Below are 17,406 nucleotides of genomic sequence, written 5' to 3' on the forward strand. Positions count from 1 at the left end.
GAAATCAGCTCAGCAGACAGGGTGTACTGCTTACCTGGAACCAAGCCCTCGTAAGTAACGGTATCGACCACAGTGGAGTTAGCAACAACCTCATGGGACCCCTCAGCGAAATCAGCATTCGTCGAGAGCTCCGGAGTCTTCTCAGACGGTTCAGAGCTCGGCGGAACTGGAGTCGGTGTAGCAGGTTCGTCAGGAACAGGGGTTTCCTCGTCCGTAGGCTTTTCTCTATTACCAGGCAGACCTGGTTGATCTACTGGCATGATAGTTTGCGCTTTGTTCCCTGAACCACCTGCAGCACGAACCACTGTGATGTAAGCATCTTCGGGCTGTTCAGAAATCTGCACCGATGAATCTTTCTTCAGGATGACTGGACCATCGTCTTTTACAATCTTGTACCCAGTAAGTTCCCTGAACTCTTCATGGCTCCCTGTAAATTTGGAGACCACTTGACTGGTGTCGTTAACCCCAAGAGAGTGCGCCCTTGAGCCAGTAATAGTGGAAGCAAATACCTTTTGCGACAAACCAAGTGATTGCTTCAAATCCTTGTCACCCAGCAGAGTCGCAAGATAAACGTAATAGTTTACAGCTTCCTTGGAGTTGTTCTGCATGGCAGCGTTTTGTAGCTTGCCAGCAACATTGATCGCTGCGTCGCGATATTCTGGCGAAACACTAAGTTGCTCTGCATTTGCATGATCGTACAACCGCTCTGTGTTGTAAGGGTTTAGCGCTTCTGGTTCGAGGCACCACGCCCATCCAACGTTATTTTCAGAGTTTGGTTTCGTTTTCCCTTGCGCAGGTTCTCCAGCCCAAACCAGGAACCCATAATTGGGGTCCGTTCCTGATTTTCCATTTTTCGTCTCGTTGTTACCCAACGTTAGATTTGGCTCAAAACTAGGAGCCGCCTCTCTAGCATTTGCTTTCATCCATGGAACGTTGATCATCGCTGCAATTACCGCAACTACAACAAACACCGTGGTTAAGATATGCCGTCTTTTTCGAGATAGACCTCTCGTTCCACTCATTTCATCCCCTTAAAAGGATCCATTCCTACAATGTCTTCCTCCACAGTCCTAGAAGTAGCTACATAGAACTTAAATGTGAAAGTTAAATACACAGTGAGCATTCGCTGTCTTTAAAACATATTGATTGCCCTCAATTGTGCGCTTGGAAGAGTACCAGTCGACCCCATTCCACAGAATAAACTCGCCATCACAATTATGATATATCAATATATTTCTTGCACTAGCTAATAAAAATTCTAGAAATATAGAAAAGGACTTATCTACATACATAAACACCTATGTTCGATAAATGATATTCACCTAACTTGCTGCGAACTGGCATATTTATACAGACTTAGTAAATATTTAACCCTCCTATTTGTGCTGCTCTTTACGAACTGATTCACTTTTCCACTCACCCTTGTCGGTACAGTTTAAAAACCGCGAACCATATTGACCAGCACTTTCGCAGCAACCTACACTCAAACAGCGCATTCAATCGCTAATTGAGCACACCTCCCCACATGCGACCATACATTCGATATGTCTTCACTTCGATTGGTTCGCAATTATGCCCACACTTCTCCCAGTCGCCTGTGCACCAGAGCAAACACATCTAAACCATCTTTACAAATGTTGCATAGATCACATTTTGGAACGGATTGCAAACCTCAAAAATTGCACTGGCTAAAAAATGCGTGCAGGCATTTTAAAAACTTTCTCCACCTAACTAGAAAGTCCTCAAGTACTCCGTGCCACCACTTCCGCTCGTTAGTGTCCACGAACAGGGTCAGAAGGAACCTTTCCGCTTGCGTCCCCACCCTTTAACTGGACCTGAGACAAAAGCAATCCTTGCAATCCATAGATCTATCTTTAAATAGCCAATGCCACATCTATCTACAGAAAACGCCAAGATACCCCTCTCTGAATAAGCTTTGCATTAATTTTACGTATCCCAAATAGCTATGAAAATTAATGGAACGAATAACAAGTTTAAAGTCGCACCGTTAACACACTGTTTAAGTGCTACTATTTCCTTCGGTTCAAGAGAATAGACTTTTAGAAAGGACCAAACATGTCAATTTCGTCATTTATTGCAACCGCCGTTGCTGCTCTTCTGCCGCTAGCAGGTAGCCTCGGCCCCGTCGATGCCCAGGATCAGCTTGCTGAACCCGAGGTAACCCAGACGGCCGAAACCGAGCAGTCCGCGCAGATCCTGGAGAGTGGAAAGCTGGCAGTGCAACGCGAACTTGCACTTGCCACGCAGGAAGTTGGACACGAGTTTGTGAACATCGACTTCAAAGATAGCCACAGCGCGCACCTGACTTTCCCGGAAACCTATAACCCGGGCACCGACCAGGCAGCGATGGATCGCGTGCTGAACGCCCTGAAGAGCAACGGCTACGACAACCTGACTGCCGCTTATTAAAGCTAAGCATACGGCTTCCGGTAGTATCCGAGGATCCAACAAAGGGGAGCGAGGCGCCTGACCACGGCACCTCGCTCCCCTTTTGCTTTTATCCGCTCACAGCTAGAGCCCACGAACCCGCGCGCTATGAGCTGCTACTTATGTAAAGCTTCCTCACCCGGTGCTTGTGTAAGCACAGGATTATGAGGATTAGCGTTACTGGTCCTCCATGACATCGTGGCGCACGATGGTCTGGTCGCGGCCTGGGCCGACGCCAATATAAGAGATGCGGCAGCCGGACAGTTCCTCAAGACGCAGCACGTAATCCTGTGCCTTCTGCGGCAACTCCTCAAAGGTGGTGCACTCGGAGATGTCTTCATCCCACGCGGGCATGGTCTCAAAGATGGGCTCGGCATGATGGAATTCGGACTGGGTAACCGGCATCTCGTCATAACGCTTGCCGTCGACGTCATAAGCCACGCAAATAGGGATTTCCCCAATGCCGGTCAGCACATCGAGCTTGGTCAAGAAGTAATCCGTAAACCCGTTTACGCGCGTGGCGTAGCGAGCAATCACGGAATCGTACCAACCACAGCGGCGCGTGCGGCCGGTGTTCACGCCGACCTCGCCGCCGGTGGTCTGCAGGTACTCGCCCCACTTATCAAAAAGCTCCGTGGGGAACGGGCCGGCACCCACGCGGGTGGTATAGGCCTTGATAATACCCAACGAGGTCTTAATCCGCGTCGGCCCAATGCCAGAGCCAACCGAAGCCCCACCCGCAGTCGGGTTCGAGGAAGTCACAAACGGATAAGTACCGTGGTCGACGTCCAACATGGTGGCCTGGCCGCCCTCCATGAGTACGTTCTGGCCATCGGCAAGCGCTTGGTTGAGCTCGAGCTCCGCGTCAATAACCATGGGGCGCAGGCGCTCACGGTAGCTCAGGAAGTACTCCACAATCTGCTCTGTCTCGATGGCCTTGCGGTTGTACATCTTCACCAGCATCTGGTTCTTAATCTCTAGCGCGGACTCGACCTTCTGGCGCAGGATGGACTCGTCGAAAACATCCTGCACGCGGATGCCAATGCGCGCGACCTTATCGGCGTAGGTCGGCCCAATGCCGCGGCCGGTGGTACCGATGGCGCGCTTGCCCAGGAAGCGCTCCTGCACGCGGTCGAGGGTCTGGTGGTACGGCGCCACGAGGTGCGCGTTCGCGGAAATCTTCAGCCGGGAGGCATTCGCCCCGCGCGCTTCCAGGCCATCAATCTCATCAAAGAGCGCCTCGAGGTTAATCACCACGCCATTGCCCAGCACGGGGGTGGCGTTTTCAGAAAGAATCCCGGCGGGCAGGAGCTTCAGCTCGTATTTTTCACCGCCGACCACGACGGTGTGCCCGGCGTTATTGCCGCCGTTCGGCTTGACTACGTAGTCAACTTTCCCGCCGAGGATATCGGTAGCCTTGCCCTTGCCTTCGTCGCCCCATTGGGCGCCGACAATGACGATCGCTGCCATCTTTTAAGTCACTTCCTCATTATTGAAGCCAAAATACGCATTTACCTTACACTTTTCTGGCCGCAATAGCCCACGTAGCATGTTGTGCATGCGTTTTTTGTTCCTCCGCTGCGGCACCCCCGGCGTTGATTTGCCCGCAGAGGCCTATGATCTTTCGGCCGTTCCTTCCCGCAAGGAGCTCGCGCTTATCGATGCCGCCGCCACCAACCTCCTCCCCCACGACCCCACGCCTTCGCTTGACGAGATCGCCGCGCAGCCCGATGTCCGCCACCTCGGCGCCCCTGCCGCCGCCCCGCAGGAGCCTTACTTAGAGGACCGCCTGCGCGTCGTCGTCGCGGGCTCGGATTCGGCGCTCAACGCCGTCATCACCCGGCTCATGCGCGCCGATAACCTGTGGGCCGAGGTAGCGTTCATCCCCACGGGCGAGTCGGCCGCCGCCGCCAATTGGGGCCTGCCCGCCGCGCCGCAGGAGGCCCTCGAGCTCGCCCGCACCGCCCCAGTTCGCCCGGTGCCGCTCATCCGCAACGATTCCGGCCAGGCCGTCGCCGGCTCAGCAACCATCTCAGATTGGTCCAATGGCCCGCTTACCGGTGAAATCATCATCGATGATGACACCCTCGCTGCCTCCGGCCGCCGCACTTTCGGCGCGCGGCTGGTCCCCATGACCGACGCCCCGGGCATCCTGGCGGCCCGCGCAACCTCTCCAGTCGAGCCCGAAGGTCGCCTGCGCTCCCTGCTGCGCAAGCCCGGCCGCCTCGACCCAGACTCCGTCCACACCGGCCGCGCCGTCCAGGCGGGCGGCCCCCAGCTGCGCGTGCTTGTCGATGCCATCCCCCACAAACGCCCCCTCACCCGCGTCACCTTCTACCGCCACCTGCGCGACCTCCAAGTCGTGCGCCCCTAGCCTCCTTCGCAGCTCACGCCGGTTCAGCCAGCTCACCCCGTCTCCGCTGACTCGGCCCTCGGTTGACTCAGCTCGCGCAACTCGGCAAGCGCCCCGCTCGGCGGATATGCGGGCGAGGTCCTGCTAATTCTGCCCCTTTTGCTTATCTTTACGCTCCCACACCTCTGGCGGGAACGCCGGGTGCGTAGAGGTAGGAACCAAGTGCGCGACGGCGGACTCGCGCGAAAGCCCGCAGACCATGAGCATGTCCACAACGATGGATCTCGTCTGCGCGAGGATCGTATATGCGGAAAGCGTCGCGTCCTCTTCGATAAGATCCATGCCCGCTTGGCCGCCCACGTATCGCAGCCGCTGTACGAGTTCGGGTATCTCTATCGCCTCGTCGTGATCCCGCTTTTGGCGGCCGTAGAGTTCTCCCACCGCGAGGATAATTTCTGATAGTTCTTCTAGGAGCTCTAGCTGCTTATCGGACACGGTATCGCCGTCTTCGGTAAGCACTAGCGCGCGGCGCGAAAGCACCCGCACCCCGCGCACCGCGTTATCTACCGGCAAGAGGATGCGCTCCAGGGACCGAATATTCCTGCGCGAGGTCCACAAAAGCGGCGATACTTCCGATGCCTCCCTGCCCGATTGCGCCGCGCTCAACAGCGTATTCACGTCATTTTGCGTGCCGCGCACCGCATCGCGGGCGTCGCGAATGATCTCGGGATTGGTATCGCGGATGCCATGCGTGACGTCGTTAAGAATGCTCGAGGCAATCCTCAGCACCTTCGACACCTCGCGCCGAGCCTCCTTCAACGGCGAATTAGGGATAAGCGCGATCGTGATAAGCCCAATGCCGGAACCAATCATCGCGTCGATGGCCCGGTGCAGGCCACCCGGCCCCTCGGTGGGCGGAAAAATCGTGGCAATAAGGATGGATCCAAAGACAATCTGGTTGGATACCAGCGGCGATTTCGTAATAAAGGACCCCACCACCAGGCCCGCTCCCACGATGAACAGGATCTGGAACGGGCCCTGCCCCACCACTTGGAAGAGCAGATCACCCAAGGCCACGCCGACAATGCCGCCCAGCGACATCTCCACCGCCCTTTTCATCCTGTCCCCGCCCGAAAGCCCCAGGATGATGACGGCCGAGATGGGCGCGAAGAACGGCTGCGGATGCCCAACGACGGAGCTTGCCACCCAATACGCCAATGCGGCACCCACGGTGGCCTGGATTATATAAACGAAGCGCGAACGGATGCGTTGCAGGCGCGATACTACTGAGCGGTCCACCACCCGCAGCATTTGCCTCGTTGAGACTCTTTGTTTCGCTTCCGACATGACCTCCAGCATAGAAGACCTCCCTCTACCACCGCCCCCGTGCGTCCGCATCCCGGCCCGCGCCAGGTTGTGGATAACGCGCTAATTGCGCGCCCCAGCGACCCCCGCAGCGCGAGAATTCCACAGATTTGCCGTTTCGCCTTGCACATCCATTGCTGTGTACCCGTGCCGCTTTTACGGTCAGGAGTCGTGAACACAGAATTTTTGCAACTTTGCCGTCGCGGTGTGGACCTCGTCGCCGAGTTTCAGGGATGCTCCGAACAAGAGCTCATCAAGGCCGGCGCCAGCCAGCTCCTCGCCGCGCAACTCGCCCGCCTGCAACACACCTATTTCGGCCGCACTTCCAATAGCCGCAAGCAGCGCCTTGCCTGCGAGGCCGCCCGTTCCCGCGGCCACGACCTCGCAGTGCTTGAAAGCATCGAGTCTTTCGCCCACCGCGTTAAAGACACCAACCGCAGTTGGGACCTCCGCCTGGAGCTCTGCCGCGCAGAAGCCCACCTGATTCCGGCGATCGCAAAGAAGCGCCTCAAACAGCTCAACCCCGCCAAGCGTCCCTCCCACGGCGTGCGCTATACCCGACGCCCCGATGGTCCCCACACCATCTCCATCACCGCAGATCCCACCGATATCGCAGATATCAAAGGCGTTCTCGCCTCCGTGGATAAGGAAAACCCGCTCGCCGCAGCCAAGCAGGTAATCCTCGAGGGCAATCCCGGCGCACTCCCCGCGGTGCACACCAACGTGATCATCACCCTTGACCAACTAGATCGCATCACTGCTAGCCAGGGTGATGACATCATGCTTCAGCTTTCCAACGGCGCGCGTATGTCCGGCGCCCAGCTAGTGGCCCGCACCCTCGCCCAGCGCGGTTACGTCAGCTTGGTCCACCCCGAGCACGGAGCGGTAAATCTGTATCGCACCGAGCGCATGGCCAGCTGGAAGCAGCGCATGCTAGCCCGCGCGGAGCATCCCATCTGCGCGTGGCCCGGCTGCTCCACGCCTGCCGATGACGCCCAAGTCCACCACCTCACCGCCTGGGCCGCCGGCGGTCCCACGAACCAAGAAAACCTCGTAACGCTCTGTGCCCATCACAATGCGGTAAATCAAGATGATGATTCCCGACCCACCGCCCGCGGCCGCATGGTCCGCATCGAGGGCCGCATCGCCTGGATCCCGCCGTGGAGCGGTAACCCGCGATTTATCCCCTCGCCTGCCCATTCACCACGCCCAACAAGGAGTTCCCCCTAGCCCTCACCCCACCCAGTCCGGCTGGTCCGCCTAGTCCACCGAGATCGCTGAGTCCGTCGTCTCCACGTGGCCTGGCCAGCCTCCCTTTCTGCCTACTCTTCCCAATCTGGCTTATCTGACTGATCTGGCTTACCTGACTGCCCTGGCTGGCATAGCTTGACTGGCTCATCTCCGGCAAAGGCCCCGCCACATGCTCGCGCCCCACAGTCAGACTAAGAGATAGGTCCAGGGATAGGCCCAGAAATAGGGAAAAGCCGCCTCCCACAGAGGGGAGAAGCGGCTACTTCGTCGTGCCTAGTTTAGGCTCATCCTACTTGGTCGTGGTCTTGCCCACGGAGTGGAGGTCTTGGCATGCTTCGATGACGCGCTCGGACATACCCTGCTCTGCCTTCTTCAGGTAGGAGCGTGGGTCGTAGACCTTCTTGTTGCCCACCTCGCCGTCAATCTTGAACACGCCGTCGTAGTTTTCCATCATGTGGCGGGCCACTGGGTTGGTAAACGCGTACTGGGTATCGGTGTCCACGTTCATCTTGATGACGCCGTAGCGCAGCGCCTCTTCAATCTTCTCCTTCTCGGAGCCGGAGCCGCCGTGGAAGACGAAGTCAAAGGCGTGCTCGCCCTCGCTCAGGCCGAGCTTCTTCTGCGCAACCTTCTGGCCCTCCAGCAGGACCTCGGGGCGCAGCTTCACGTTGCCCGGCTTGTAGACGCCGTGCACGTTACCGAAGGTAGCGGCCAACAAGTAGCGGCCCTTCTCGCCGGTGCCCAGGGCATCGATGGTCTTTTCAAAGTCTTCCGGAGTCGTGTACAGGTTATCGCCGGCCTTAGCCTCGACACCGTCTTCTTCACCGCCGACAACACCAATCTCTGCCTCGAGAATGATGTGTGCCTTCTTCGCCTTCTCCAGAAGCTCCTGGGCGATGACCAGGTTTTCATCGATCGGAATAGCAGAGCCGTCCCACATGTGGGACTGGAAAAGGGGATTCTCGCCGCGGTCAACGCGCTCCTGGGAGATGGCCAGCAGCGGACGAACGTAATCGTCCAGAACTTCCTTCTGGCAGTGGTCGGTGTGCAAGGCGATATTAACGCCGTAGTGCTTCGCAGCCTCGTGTGCGAAAGCGGCTAGCGCCAGAGCACCGTTAACCTTGTTCTTGACCGCGAGGCCAGAGCCGAACTCTGCGCCACCGGTGGAGAATTGGATGATGCCGTCAGACTCTGCCTCGGCAAAGCCCTTCAGTGCTGCGTTGATCGTTTCAGATGAGGTGCAGTTGATGGCCGGGAACGCGAAGCCGTTCTGCTTCGCGGTGTCCAGCATCTGGTTATACGCCTCGGGGGTTGCAATTGGCATGAAATTCCATCCTTAACTGGGATTGCGGTCAAACACGTTCCAACAGCCAATTATGCCCACATTTCCGGAATCCCGCCGTAAAATTTCTGTGACATTTCCTGTGTTTACAGTTTAACTCTCACAATGCCGCGCCCCGCACAACAAACCCCGCAGCGAAATGATCAACGGCGAGGTTAAGCGCGGCCCGACTTTTCGTGCAGGTCACGAGCCACCCGGGCGCACGCCTCCAACAGCATCCAGCCAGACAGCTGCACGGATAGGTCGCGCTCATCCACGCGAATAATGCCCATCTTTTCACTCACGGTCGTGTGCCCGAAGCCGTAGTTGTGGGGAAGCCGGGCATCGGCAGTCCAGTCAGAGCCAAAAATTGGCAGGCCATCAACCTCGAGCCGGTGCTCCCACACGGATTCGGCAGACGCCACGACCATCCGGGTCGCCAGCTTCTTGGTAGCCCGGTTGGCGGGCGAATCCCCGGGCAGGCGCACGGCGACATCGGCAAGATAGCGCATCAGGATACCCTTAAACAGGCCGCCGTCACCATCACCGGTCTCCCAATCCACGACGCCGGAGGGAGTCGCCATCCCGGAGGCAATAGCCTGCACCAGGCCACGAATCTTGATGATGTAGCTCATCATCTCGGAGGCCAGTTCGGCCTCGTAAACGCTGTCGATCTGCTCCAGCTTGCCGATGCTCGACTCCTCCCGCATCGCCAACACAATCTCCAGGCATGCCCCGAGCATCACGCCCTGGCAGTACGGGTGGACTTGTTTGACGATCTCGGGGCCATCCATGCGCATGCGCACGCCGTCCATGATGAAGCCGTCTTCGTTGACCAAATTGTCGTAGACCCAGTCAACGATGCGGCGGGCCGCGGTGATATCTCCCATCCGCGCGAGCATGATGGCTCCGGGCCCGTTAGCCGGCACGTTCATGAAGTTCTCGCCATCGCGCCACGGCAATATCCCCAGCGAATCATCGAGCCCCTCGGTGATATTGCGCTGCAAAGATGCCAATGCCTTGGGCGGTTTCATCTTCTTCACCTCGCCCACACGCCCGAAAGCAAGCGCGAGCCAGGCCTTGTCATCGAAGTACTTATTCTTGGTCAGCTGCGTCAGGTTCCGGACGCGAATCCCGCGCGTGGTGTCAAGGATGCGCTGGCGGAGGACCTTGGTGTTCTTCCGCTCCGCGGCATCGACGAGGCAGTCGAGGTAGTGCGCTTGCCACCAGTAGTGCCAGTGCACGAGGAGCTTTTCTTTCGTGGTGGGCGGCCAGCTGACGATGGCGAGGTTGGTTCGCGGCAGGCCCCATACGGAATGCGCATGGCGCTCATCGATGGCGGTTTCCGCGAGTTCGGCGCGGTGGGCCCACTTTTCTTCCACGTTTTCTTTATCACTCCAGTAGCAAGGTTTATTACAGTTAGTGTAACGATCTCTTACCAGGAATTGTTCAGATCGGCGTGCTGCCGGATCCAGGCATGCATGGCGATGCCCGCGGCCACGCCAGCGTTGATGGACCGCGTGGAGCCAAATTGCGCGATGGAGCAGGTCATCAGGGCGGCGTCTTGCGCGGCGGCGCTGACGCCGGGCCCTTCTTGCCCGAATAGCAGCAAGCTGCGTTCCGGCAGTTCGGCGGTTTCGAGGGGCACGCAACCGGGGGTGTTATCGATGGCCACGACCGTGAGGTCTTCCTCAGACGCCCAGGCAATAAGCTTATCGACGCTCTCATGATGCCGCAGATGCTGATACCTATCTGTCACCATGGCGCCGCGGCGGTTCCACCGGCGCCGCCCCACAATGTGGACGGTATCGACGGCAAAGGCGTTAGCGGTGCGCACGACGGTGCCGATATTGGCGTCATTTTCAAAGTTCTCGATGGCGATATGCAGGCTATGCCGCCGCTTATCGATGTCCCCCTTAATCGCCTCCCTCCGCCAATACCGATACGCGTCGACGACATTGCGCCGGTCGCCCTCGCGCAGCAGCTCCGGATCGTATTTGTCCGCCTCCGGGCCTTCCGGCCAGGGCCCTTCCCAGGGCCCCACGCCGTGCCGGCCCTCATTCCATTCGGTCGGCCCCTTCGCCTCCTCGGGCCGCTCTTGCTGCTCTTGCTGCTCTTGCTGCGCAGCACTCTCGCCCTGCCCAGTCTGCGCGTCCTGGTCCATCTCGTTACGCGAGTCCAAGGTCACCCAAGCCAAGCAGGGAACGGTACTCAAGGCCCTCGGCCGAGATGACATCCTCGGCGCCGGTAGCGCGGTCAACGACGGTAGCCACGCCGACCACCTCTGCTCCGGCCTCGCGCAATGCGGCGACTGCCGTGAGTGGCGAGTTGCCGGTCGTGGTGGTGTCCTCGACGACCAGCACCTTCTTTCCGGTCACATCCGTGCCCTCGATGCGGCGCTGCATGCCGTGCTTTTTGGCTTCTTTGCGCACGACGAAGGCGTCGATATCGCGGCCATCGGCATGCATGACGGAGGTCGCTACCGGATCCGCGCCAAGGGTGAGGCCTCCCACGGCCGCGAAATCCCAATCGGCGGTGAGCTCGCGGAGCAAGGATCCGATGAGGCGGGAGGCTTCGTGGTGCAAGGTCGCACGGCGCAAATCAACGTAGTAATCGGCCTCTTTGCCCGAGGACAAAGTCACCTTGCCGTGCACAACGGCAAGCTCCTTGACCAGTTCCGCGAGACGCTTCTTCTTGTCTTCTTGCAGGTGCACTTCAGTCATCGCATTGCTCCTTCTTTAGAGTTTTCTTCGGCATATGAGGAAAGTCCTGGCTATGTGGGCCAACGCAACATTCTAGGCTACTCCCCCTGCCGCGGCCCCGACTCGTCCTGGCGGTCTTTATCGCGTGCAGCGGCTGGGCCACTGGTGTTTCTGGAACGACCTCGAGAAGAATCTCTGGATGGGCCCGTGGACGAGCCTTCGGCTGAACCTTCGGCCGCGTCTTTGGCCGCGTTCTTGGCCGCGTCTTTGGTCATATCTTTCGCCGCGTCTTTGCCCGGGCCTGGGGAGGCATCGCCGAGGCCGCCGCTGAAAGAGCCGCCAAAAGCGCTGCCAAAAGTGTCACCGAAGATGGAAGCCTCCCCGAATTGCCGGCGCGGCAGGCGGGCGGCGCCTGAATCGGGGGTGGGGCGCTCATTGCCATCGGCAATGGCATCGACCTCGTCCGCCCCAATCGCCGTGTGCTCAACCGGGCCGCGGGTCTCGGAGTACGTGCGCGACGGCATATCCAATGGTTCCTCCGGCCTTTGGATCACCGGCCGGGAAAACTCCGGCTGTCCCACCGACGTTGTGCCTCCCACTGCTTCAACCACAGGCGCGGCGGGAATTTCCCTGGCTGGGTCTAGGTCCTCGAGGTGAATGGTGTGCACGGAGGAGGAGCGGGGTGGGAGGACGCGGGCGGCATCGGCAAGCAATGCCAAGGGCGGGAGCATTGCTTCCCAATCCGCGGTGCGCGAATGCTTGGTGGTTTGCGCCAAAACCCACTCGGTTTCCAGCCACAGCGCCGACACCACTTCCGGCATGCGCTGCAGCGCGATGCGCACGCGCTCGTCCACCATCCGCTCCGTCACGCCGCGATCGGAGGAATATACCTCAAACCCCTCGATGTTCATGGCCAAAAGCAGGTCCTCCGACATCTCGGGCTCTTGGCTGTCGAAGCGCTGGAAATCAATGACCACATCCGATGCCGCCCCCGTCCTCATCGCCATCACATTGACGCCGTCGATATCCATCAGCAGCATTTCGTGGCCGTACACGTTGCCGGCGACGATGTCTTTCGGCGCGGCGCCAGAGGAGGCGACTCCTCTCGTCCATTCATCGACAAGGTACTGGTCCGACTTCATGTACTCAAAGCCCCGGGTTTCCGCCCAGTTCTTGCGCTCCCGGCGAATGGTGCCAGGGATAAGCGGCCGCGGCCTTCCCACAGGTTTAGGCTTCGCGTGAGCTTCCGGTTGCTCTTCAGTTCCCTTCTGGCCCGCCTCGTCGGAGGAGGCATCCGCATCCGATTCCGTATCTTCAGCTGAGTCCGCAGCAGGGTGAATGCCAGAGCCTGCGCCAGTTTCCGCGGCCTTTTCAGTGTTGCCTGCGGTGTGAGCACTGTCGACGCTCTCGTTAGTGCCGTCAGTGTCGTTGCTGTCGTTGCTGTCGATACTGCCGTTGCTGCTGGCCCTGCCGGCACCGTCTGCGCCGGATGCAGGGCCTGCGGTTGTGGCGTCGGTTGTGTTGCCCTTTACGACATCATTTTCCGAAAGAGCTTCGGACTCGCTGGCACGGCGGGTGTCGCTGGCGCTGCGGTGCGCATCGTCTGCAGTGCGATGGTGACGCCCTGAAGAGGTAGCGGAGGAAGAATCGGATTCAATATCGGGGGACGGCGAGTACTTTGCCGCGAAACTGGAGGAGGATTCAGCAGCGGCTTCACCTTCAGGCTCTGCGACCACTTTGGCGTCCGGGGTGCCTACGGTTTCTGGGGCGCCTTCGGCATCCTCGTCACTGCCGTCAGCATGGTCAGTGTCGTCCGTGTGGTCAGTGTGGTCCGTGCGATCAGTGTCGGTAGCTGCGCGGAAGGGCGCGCCCTGGTCTTCCCGAGTGCCCAATTCTACCCAGGTGTCCTGGTCTCCTTGGGCGTCCTGGTCTTTCCCGTTGTGTTGGGGCTTCTCGCCTTGAGATTGTTCCGCCGCCGAATTATCGGAATCGCCTGCAGCGGTGTCCTGCCGCTGGGTATCCGTGTCGTGGTGGAAATCGGTGTCCTGCTGGGATGCGGTATCTCGCTGGGCATCGGTGGCGCGCTGCGTGCGGTCGTAGTACAGCAAAAAGCCACCGGCGATGCCGAGTACGAGCGCGAAAATCAGGAGTAAAGAAGCCATCATCTCCCGATAATAATAGGTACCGGCACCCCACGGTGCCGGTACCAGTCGGAGTCGGAGCGATTAATTGGGATTAATCGTTAACCGAAGTCCTATCCCCGCGTTCCACCGGGTTGGTCGGGTCTGCAGACCACTGCGACCAACCGCCGATGTAATGGCGCAGGCCGGTGAATCCGGCGTCCTCCATCGCTGCGAGTGCAAGCGCGGAGTGGTTGCCCGAGCCGGAATAGATGATTGCATCCTTGGTGTTTTCCTGGGTCAGCCCAGCCGCGGCCAGCACCTCACGGATTTCATCCGGGGACTTCAACGTGCGCACCCCATCGTTGTGGAAGAGGCGCTCGGGAATATTGACCGCACCGGGGATGTGGCCTGCCTTCAAATCTAGGTTTTCGCGGCGACCGGCAAAGCGGTTGCTGGAGCGCGTATCGATAAGCACGCCATCATGCTTGCGGACGTCATCGATCGTGGCGGTAGGTAGCTGGCCGGGAGTGACCTCGAACGTCGAGCCAACCGCAATATTGCCCGGGCCCGTGAGAGTCTGGTAACCGTGCGCGAGCCAGTTTTCCAAGCCGCCGTCGAGGATGCGCACATCCGTCAGGCCTGCCCAGCGCAGCGTCCACCACGCGCGGCCGGCGAACAGCCCGCGGCCCTCGTCATAGACCACCACGGGGCGGTCTTCCTGCAGGCCCCAAGAACGGATCCAGGCTTGCAGCTTGTCTTCGTCGGGAAGCGGGTTGCGGCCATTGCGCGAGCCGGGAAGGCCGACGAAGGCCGCGCCGGTATCGCCGAAAAGCGCGGTGGGGATGTGCTGGGATGCAAAGTCGATGAAGCTCTGGCCCGTCTTGGGCTGCCAGTGGGTGCCGAGGAGGGTGAAACGATCGCCGTGGTAGATGGATTCTTTGAGTTCCTGCGGGGAAACTAAAATGCTCATGCCTTCCAGTCTAAAGGCATGAGCATTATTTTTCGCCCGGTAATTTAGCGAGCGGAGATATCCAGCTCCGCACCGCCATCGGCGACGTCGACGTGGACGGTATCGCCATCGGCAATATCGCCAGCCAAAAGCTTCTTCGCCAGCTTGTCACCGATAGCCTGCTGGATGGTCCGGCGCAGCGGGCGGGCACCGTAGGCGGGGTCATAGCCGCGGTCGGCCAACCAGGACTTCGCGGAATCAGATACCTGCAGCGTCAGGCGACGAGCCGCCAGGCGCTCGGTGAGACCGCGCAGCTGGATGTCCACGATGCCGCGCAGCAGCTCCTCCGACAACGGCTCGAACATCACCACATCATCGAGGCGGTTGATGAATTCCGGCTTAAACGCCCTCTTCACGGCCTCCATCGTCTCGTCCTTCGTACCGCCGGCGCCCAGGTTGGACGTTAAGATGATGACGGTATTGCGGAAGTCGACGGTGCGCCCCTGGCCATCGGTAAGCCGCCCCTCATCCAGGACCTGGAGGAGGACGTCGAAGACGTCGGGGTGGGCCTTTTCCACTTCGTCGAAAAGCACGAGCGTATAAGGTCGACGCCGCACGGCCTCGGTGAGCTGGCCGCCGGCTTCGTGGCCGACGTATCCCGGAGGGGCACCGACGAGCCGGGAGACGGAGTGCTTCTCGCCGTACTCGGACATATCGATGCGCACCATGGCGGATTCATCGTCGAAGAGGAAGTCCGCCAGCGCCTTAGCCAGCTCCGTCTTACCCACGCCGGTAGGGCCGAGGAAGAGGAAGGAGCCGGTCGGGCGGTTGGGGTCAGCCACGCCCGCACGGGAGCGACGCACGGCATCGGACACAGCAGTTACGGCCTCGCGCTGGCCGACGACCCTCTCACTCAACACCGATTCCATGTTCAGCAGCTTCTCGGTCTCGCCCTGCAGCATCTTGCCGGCGGGAATACCGGTCCACGCGGAGACGACCTCCGCGATGGTATCCGGACTGACCTCCTCATCCAGCATGGTGTTGCGCTGGGCGGCGGCCTTTTCCTCGGCTGCTGCCAGGTCTTTTTCCAGCGGCGGGATCTTGCCGTAGTTGATCTCGGAGGCTAGGGCGAGGTCGCCGTCGCGCTCGGCAATTTCTGCTTGGCGGCGGAGATCATCGAGTTCCTCCTTAATATCCTGCACGTCATCGATGGCCTTCTTCTCGTTGGCCCAGCGCGCCTTGAGCTCGCCGAGTTTTTCGCGCTGGTCCGCGAGCTCGCCCTGCAGGGCGGCCAAGCGGTCCTTGGAAGCGGCGTCGGATTCCTTCTTCAGCGCGAGCTCCTCGATCTCCATGCGGCGAACGATGCGCTCGAGCTCATCGATTTCCTGCGGCGAGGAGTCGATTTCCATGCGCAGGCGGGAGCCGGCCTCATCGACTAGGTCGATGGCCTTGTCCGGCAGGAAGCGGTTGGTGATGTAGCGATTCGATAGCTCCGCTGCAGACACCAAGGCGGAGTCCATGATGCGCACGCCGTGGTGCACCTCGTAGCGCTCCTTGAGCCCGCGCAGGATACCGATGGTGTCTTCCACGGACGGCTCTGCGGCATAGACCTGTTGGAAACGGCGCTCGAGGGCGGCGTCCTTTTCGATGTACTTGCGGTACTCATCCAGCGTGGTTGCACCGACGAGGCGCAGCTCACCGCGGGCCAGCATGGGCTTAATCATGTTGCCGGCATCCATGGAACCTTCGCCGGTAGCGCCGGCGCCGACGATGGTGTGCAGCTCATCGATGAAGGTGATGATTTCGCCCTCAGATTGCTTAATCTCATCCAGAACCGCCTTGAGGCGCTCTTCGAACTCGCCGCGGAACTTGGCGCCGGCGACCATGGAGCCGAGGTCCAGGCTGATGAGCGTCTTGCCCTTCAGGGACTCGGGGACGTCGCCAGCCACGATGCGCCGGGCCAGGCCCTCGACGATCGCAGTCTTGCCGACGCCCGGTTCACCAATCAACACCGGATTATTCTTCGTCCGGCGCGAGAGCACCTGGACGACGCGCCGGATTTCCTGATCGCGCCCGATGACCGGGTCGATCTTGCCCTCGCGCGCCCGCGCGGTGAGGTCGGTGGCATACTTTTCCAGGGCCTGGAATTGGTCCTCCGGGTTCTCCGAGGTCACCTTGGCGGCCCCGCGCACGGAGGGGAAGGCGCCCTTGATGGCGTCGTAGGTTGCGCCGCGGCCGGTCAGCAACTCGGCGGCGTCGGTCTTCGAACCGGCGATAGCGGCGAGGAGGACTTCGGTGGACACGAACTCATCGCCAAGCTCGCCCGCCAATTCCTGCGACTTGGTCAGTACGTTTAAGCCATCCCGGTTGAATTGCGGGTTGGACATATTGGAGCCCTCGGCGCTGGGATAAGAGTTAACCAGCTCGCGCGCTTCCTTCAGCACTGTATCCGGGTCAACGCCGGTGGCCTTGAGTACCGGCGCGGCGATGCCGCCTTCCTGCCCAAGGATAGCCGCCAGCAGGTGCGCCGGGCGGATATCCGGGTTGCCATTCGCAGACGCAGTCTGCAGGGCTTCCTGCAGCGCCTCTTGTGTTTTAGTGGTGGGGTTAAAAGAACTCATGTGTACGTTTCTCCTTCTAAGATTTATTCGTCCATTTTAAGGATTCACTTGGTATAACGCACATAAAGTTGAGCCTATTCCACTCAACCCAAATTTTTTGAGTCCACCCGGCTCAACTTCCTGTTTTATGCCCCACAGCTTTCCCGCAACGCCATGGAATCCCTATCGGAGTTCTAACGGTGCAGGGAGTAAGAGCGCGGTGGAGTTTTAGCGGTGCTGGGGCCATGGCACGACAAAGCCGGACCACCACAAAAAAGTGTGGGAGCCCGGCTT

General features: G+C 59.7%; 13 protein-coding genes. 3 read left to right on the plus strand and 10 right to left on the minus strand.

The window, feature by feature from the left end; genetic code table 11:
- Positions 1 to 971: VaFE repeat-containing surface-anchored protein (locus tag HMPREF1267_RS11020; protein ID WP_198012005.1), on the minus strand; the 971-nt coding region annotated here is incomplete at its 3' end.
- A gap of 1,105 nt (positions 972 to 2,076) precedes the next feature.
- Here HMPREF1267_RS11020 and HMPREF1267_RS11025 point away from each other — a divergent pair.
- The gene (locus tag HMPREF1267_RS11025) at positions 2,077 to 2,430 is read left to right on the plus strand and encodes a hypothetical protein (protein WP_023029288.1); all 354 of its coding nucleotides are present in this window, start codon (positions 2,077 to 2,079) and stop codon (positions 2,428 to 2,430) included.
- A gap of 195 nt (positions 2,431 to 2,625) precedes the next feature.
- On the opposite strand, the gene HMPREF1267_RS11030 is transcribed toward HMPREF1267_RS11025, so the two are convergent.
- Positions 2,626 to 3,918: an adenylosuccinate synthase gene (locus HMPREF1267_RS11030; RefSeq protein ID WP_023029289.1), complete on the minus strand. Its 1,293-nt coding sequence runs from the start codon at positions 3,916 to 3,918 to the stop codon at positions 2,626 to 2,628.
- Positions 3,919 to 4,006: 88 nt separating this feature from the next.
- On the opposite strand from HMPREF1267_RS11030, the gene HMPREF1267_RS11035 reads away from it, so the two are divergent.
- Entirely contained in the window at positions 4,007 to 4,822 is an 816-nt protein-coding gene (locus HMPREF1267_RS11035) for a hypothetical protein (RefSeq protein WP_034667260.1), read from the plus strand.
- A gap of 123 nt (positions 4,823 to 4,945) precedes the next feature.
- Here the strand turns inward: HMPREF1267_RS11035 and HMPREF1267_RS11040 are convergent, their stop codons facing one another.
- Positions 4,946 to 6,160, minus strand: coding sequence for an aromatic acid exporter family protein (locus HMPREF1267_RS11040; RefSeq protein WP_005284997.1), 1,215 nt, complete (start codon positions 6,158 to 6,160; stop codon positions 4,946 to 4,948).
- A gap of 177 nt (positions 6,161 to 6,337) precedes the next feature.
- On the opposite strand from HMPREF1267_RS11040, the gene HMPREF1267_RS11045 reads away from it, so the two are divergent.
- Complete coding sequence (locus HMPREF1267_RS11045; RefSeq protein WP_232215142.1) at positions 6,338 to 7,396, plus strand: HNH endonuclease signature motif containing protein; 1,059 nt, start codon at positions 6,338 to 6,340, stop codon at positions 7,394 to 7,396.
- 310 nt (positions 7,397 to 7,706) lie between these two features.
- Here the strand turns inward: HMPREF1267_RS11045 and fbaA are convergent, their stop codons facing one another.
- The 7 genes from fbaA to clpB all read right to left on the minus strand — a co-directional run bounded on the left by fbaA (position 7,707) and on the right by clpB (position 17,133).
- Positions 7,707 to 8,741: a class II fructose-bisphosphate aldolase gene (fbaA, locus tag HMPREF1267_RS11050; protein WP_023029292.1), complete on the minus strand. Its 1,035-nt coding sequence runs from the start codon at positions 8,739 to 8,741 to the stop codon at positions 7,707 to 7,709.
- Positions 8,742 to 8,914: 173 nt separating this feature from the next.
- Positions 8,915 to 10,120 (minus strand): glycoside hydrolase family 76 protein, encoded by a 1,206-nt coding sequence (locus HMPREF1267_RS11055; protein ID WP_023029293.1) that lies wholly within the window; start codon positions 10,118 to 10,120, stop codon positions 8,915 to 8,917.
- A gap of 53 nt (positions 10,121 to 10,173) precedes the next feature.
- Entirely contained in the window at positions 10,174 to 10,902 is a 729-nt protein-coding gene (locus tag HMPREF1267_RS11060; RefSeq protein WP_023029294.1) for a TrmH family RNA methyltransferase, read from the minus strand.
- Between the two features lie 4 nt (positions 10,903 to 10,906).
- Positions 10,907 to 11,461: an orotate phosphoribosyltransferase gene (gene pyrE / locus HMPREF1267_RS11065; RefSeq protein WP_023029295.1), complete on the minus strand. Its 555-nt coding sequence runs from the start codon at positions 11,459 to 11,461 to the stop codon at positions 10,907 to 10,909.
- Positions 11,462 to 11,538: 77 nt separating this feature from the next.
- Positions 11,539 to 13,605: a hypothetical protein gene (locus HMPREF1267_RS11070; RefSeq protein WP_034667262.1), complete on the minus strand. Its 2,067-nt coding sequence runs from the start codon at positions 13,603 to 13,605 to the stop codon at positions 11,539 to 11,541.
- A 70-nt stretch (positions 13,606 to 13,675) separates the two neighbouring features.
- Positions 13,676 to 14,533: a sulfurtransferase gene (locus HMPREF1267_RS11075; RefSeq protein WP_023029297.1), complete on the minus strand. Its 858-nt coding sequence runs from the start codon at positions 14,531 to 14,533 to the stop codon at positions 13,676 to 13,678.
- A 44-nt stretch (positions 14,534 to 14,577) separates the two neighbouring features.
- Positions 14,578 to 17,133, minus strand: a complete 2,556-nt coding sequence (gene clpB / locus HMPREF1267_RS11080; protein WP_023029298.1) for an ATP-dependent chaperone ClpB — start codon at positions 17,131 to 17,133, stop codon at positions 14,578 to 14,580.
- Between the last annotated feature and the right edge of the window lie 273 nt (positions 17,134 to 17,406).

Origin of the sequence: Corynebacterium sp. KPL1824 (assembly GCF_000478095.1) — a bacterium.
Taxonomy (GTDB): domain Bacteria; phylum Actinomycetota; class Actinomycetes; order Mycobacteriales; family Mycobacteriaceae; genus Corynebacterium; species Corynebacterium accolens.

Excerpts from the sequence above, each read along its gene's own strand:
- HMPREF1267_RS11025 (WP_023029288.1), top strand. The coding sequence starts at position 2,077 with ATGTCAATTTCGTCATTTATTGCAACCGCCGTTGCTGCTCTTCTGCCG.
- HMPREF1267_RS11030 (WP_023029289.1), bottom strand. The coding sequence starts at position 3,918 with ATGGCAGCGATCGTCATTGTCGGCGCCCAATGGGGCGACGAAGGCAAG.
- HMPREF1267_RS11035 (WP_034667260.1), top strand. The coding sequence starts at position 4,007 with ATGCGTTTTTTGTTCCTCCGCTGCGGCACCCCCGGCGTTGATTTGCCC.
- HMPREF1267_RS11040 (WP_005284997.1), bottom strand. The coding sequence starts at position 6,160 with ATGCTGGAGGTCATGTCGGAAGCGAAACAAAGAGTCTCAACGAGGCAA.
- fbaA (WP_023029292.1), bottom strand. The coding sequence starts at position 8,741 with ATGCCAATTGCAACCCCCGAGGCGTATAACCAGATGCTGGACACCGCG.
- HMPREF1267_RS11060 (WP_023029294.1), bottom strand. The coding sequence starts at position 10,902 with ATGGACCAGGACGCGCAGACTGGGCAGGGCGAGAGTGCTGCGCAGCAA.
- pyrE (WP_023029295.1), bottom strand. The coding sequence starts at position 11,461 with ATGACTGAAGTGCACCTGCAAGAAGACAAGAAGAAGCGTCTCGCGGAA.
- HMPREF1267_RS11070 (WP_034667262.1), bottom strand. The coding sequence starts at position 13,605 with ATGATGGCTTCTTTACTCCTGATTTTCGCGCTCGTACTCGGCATCGCC.
- HMPREF1267_RS11075 (WP_023029297.1), bottom strand. The coding sequence starts at position 14,533 with ATGAGCATTTTAGTTTCCCCGCAGGAACTCAAAGAATCCATCTACCAC.
- clpB (WP_023029298.1), bottom strand. The coding sequence starts at position 17,133 with ATGAGTTCTTTTAACCCCACCACTAAAACACAAGAGGCGCTGCAGGAA.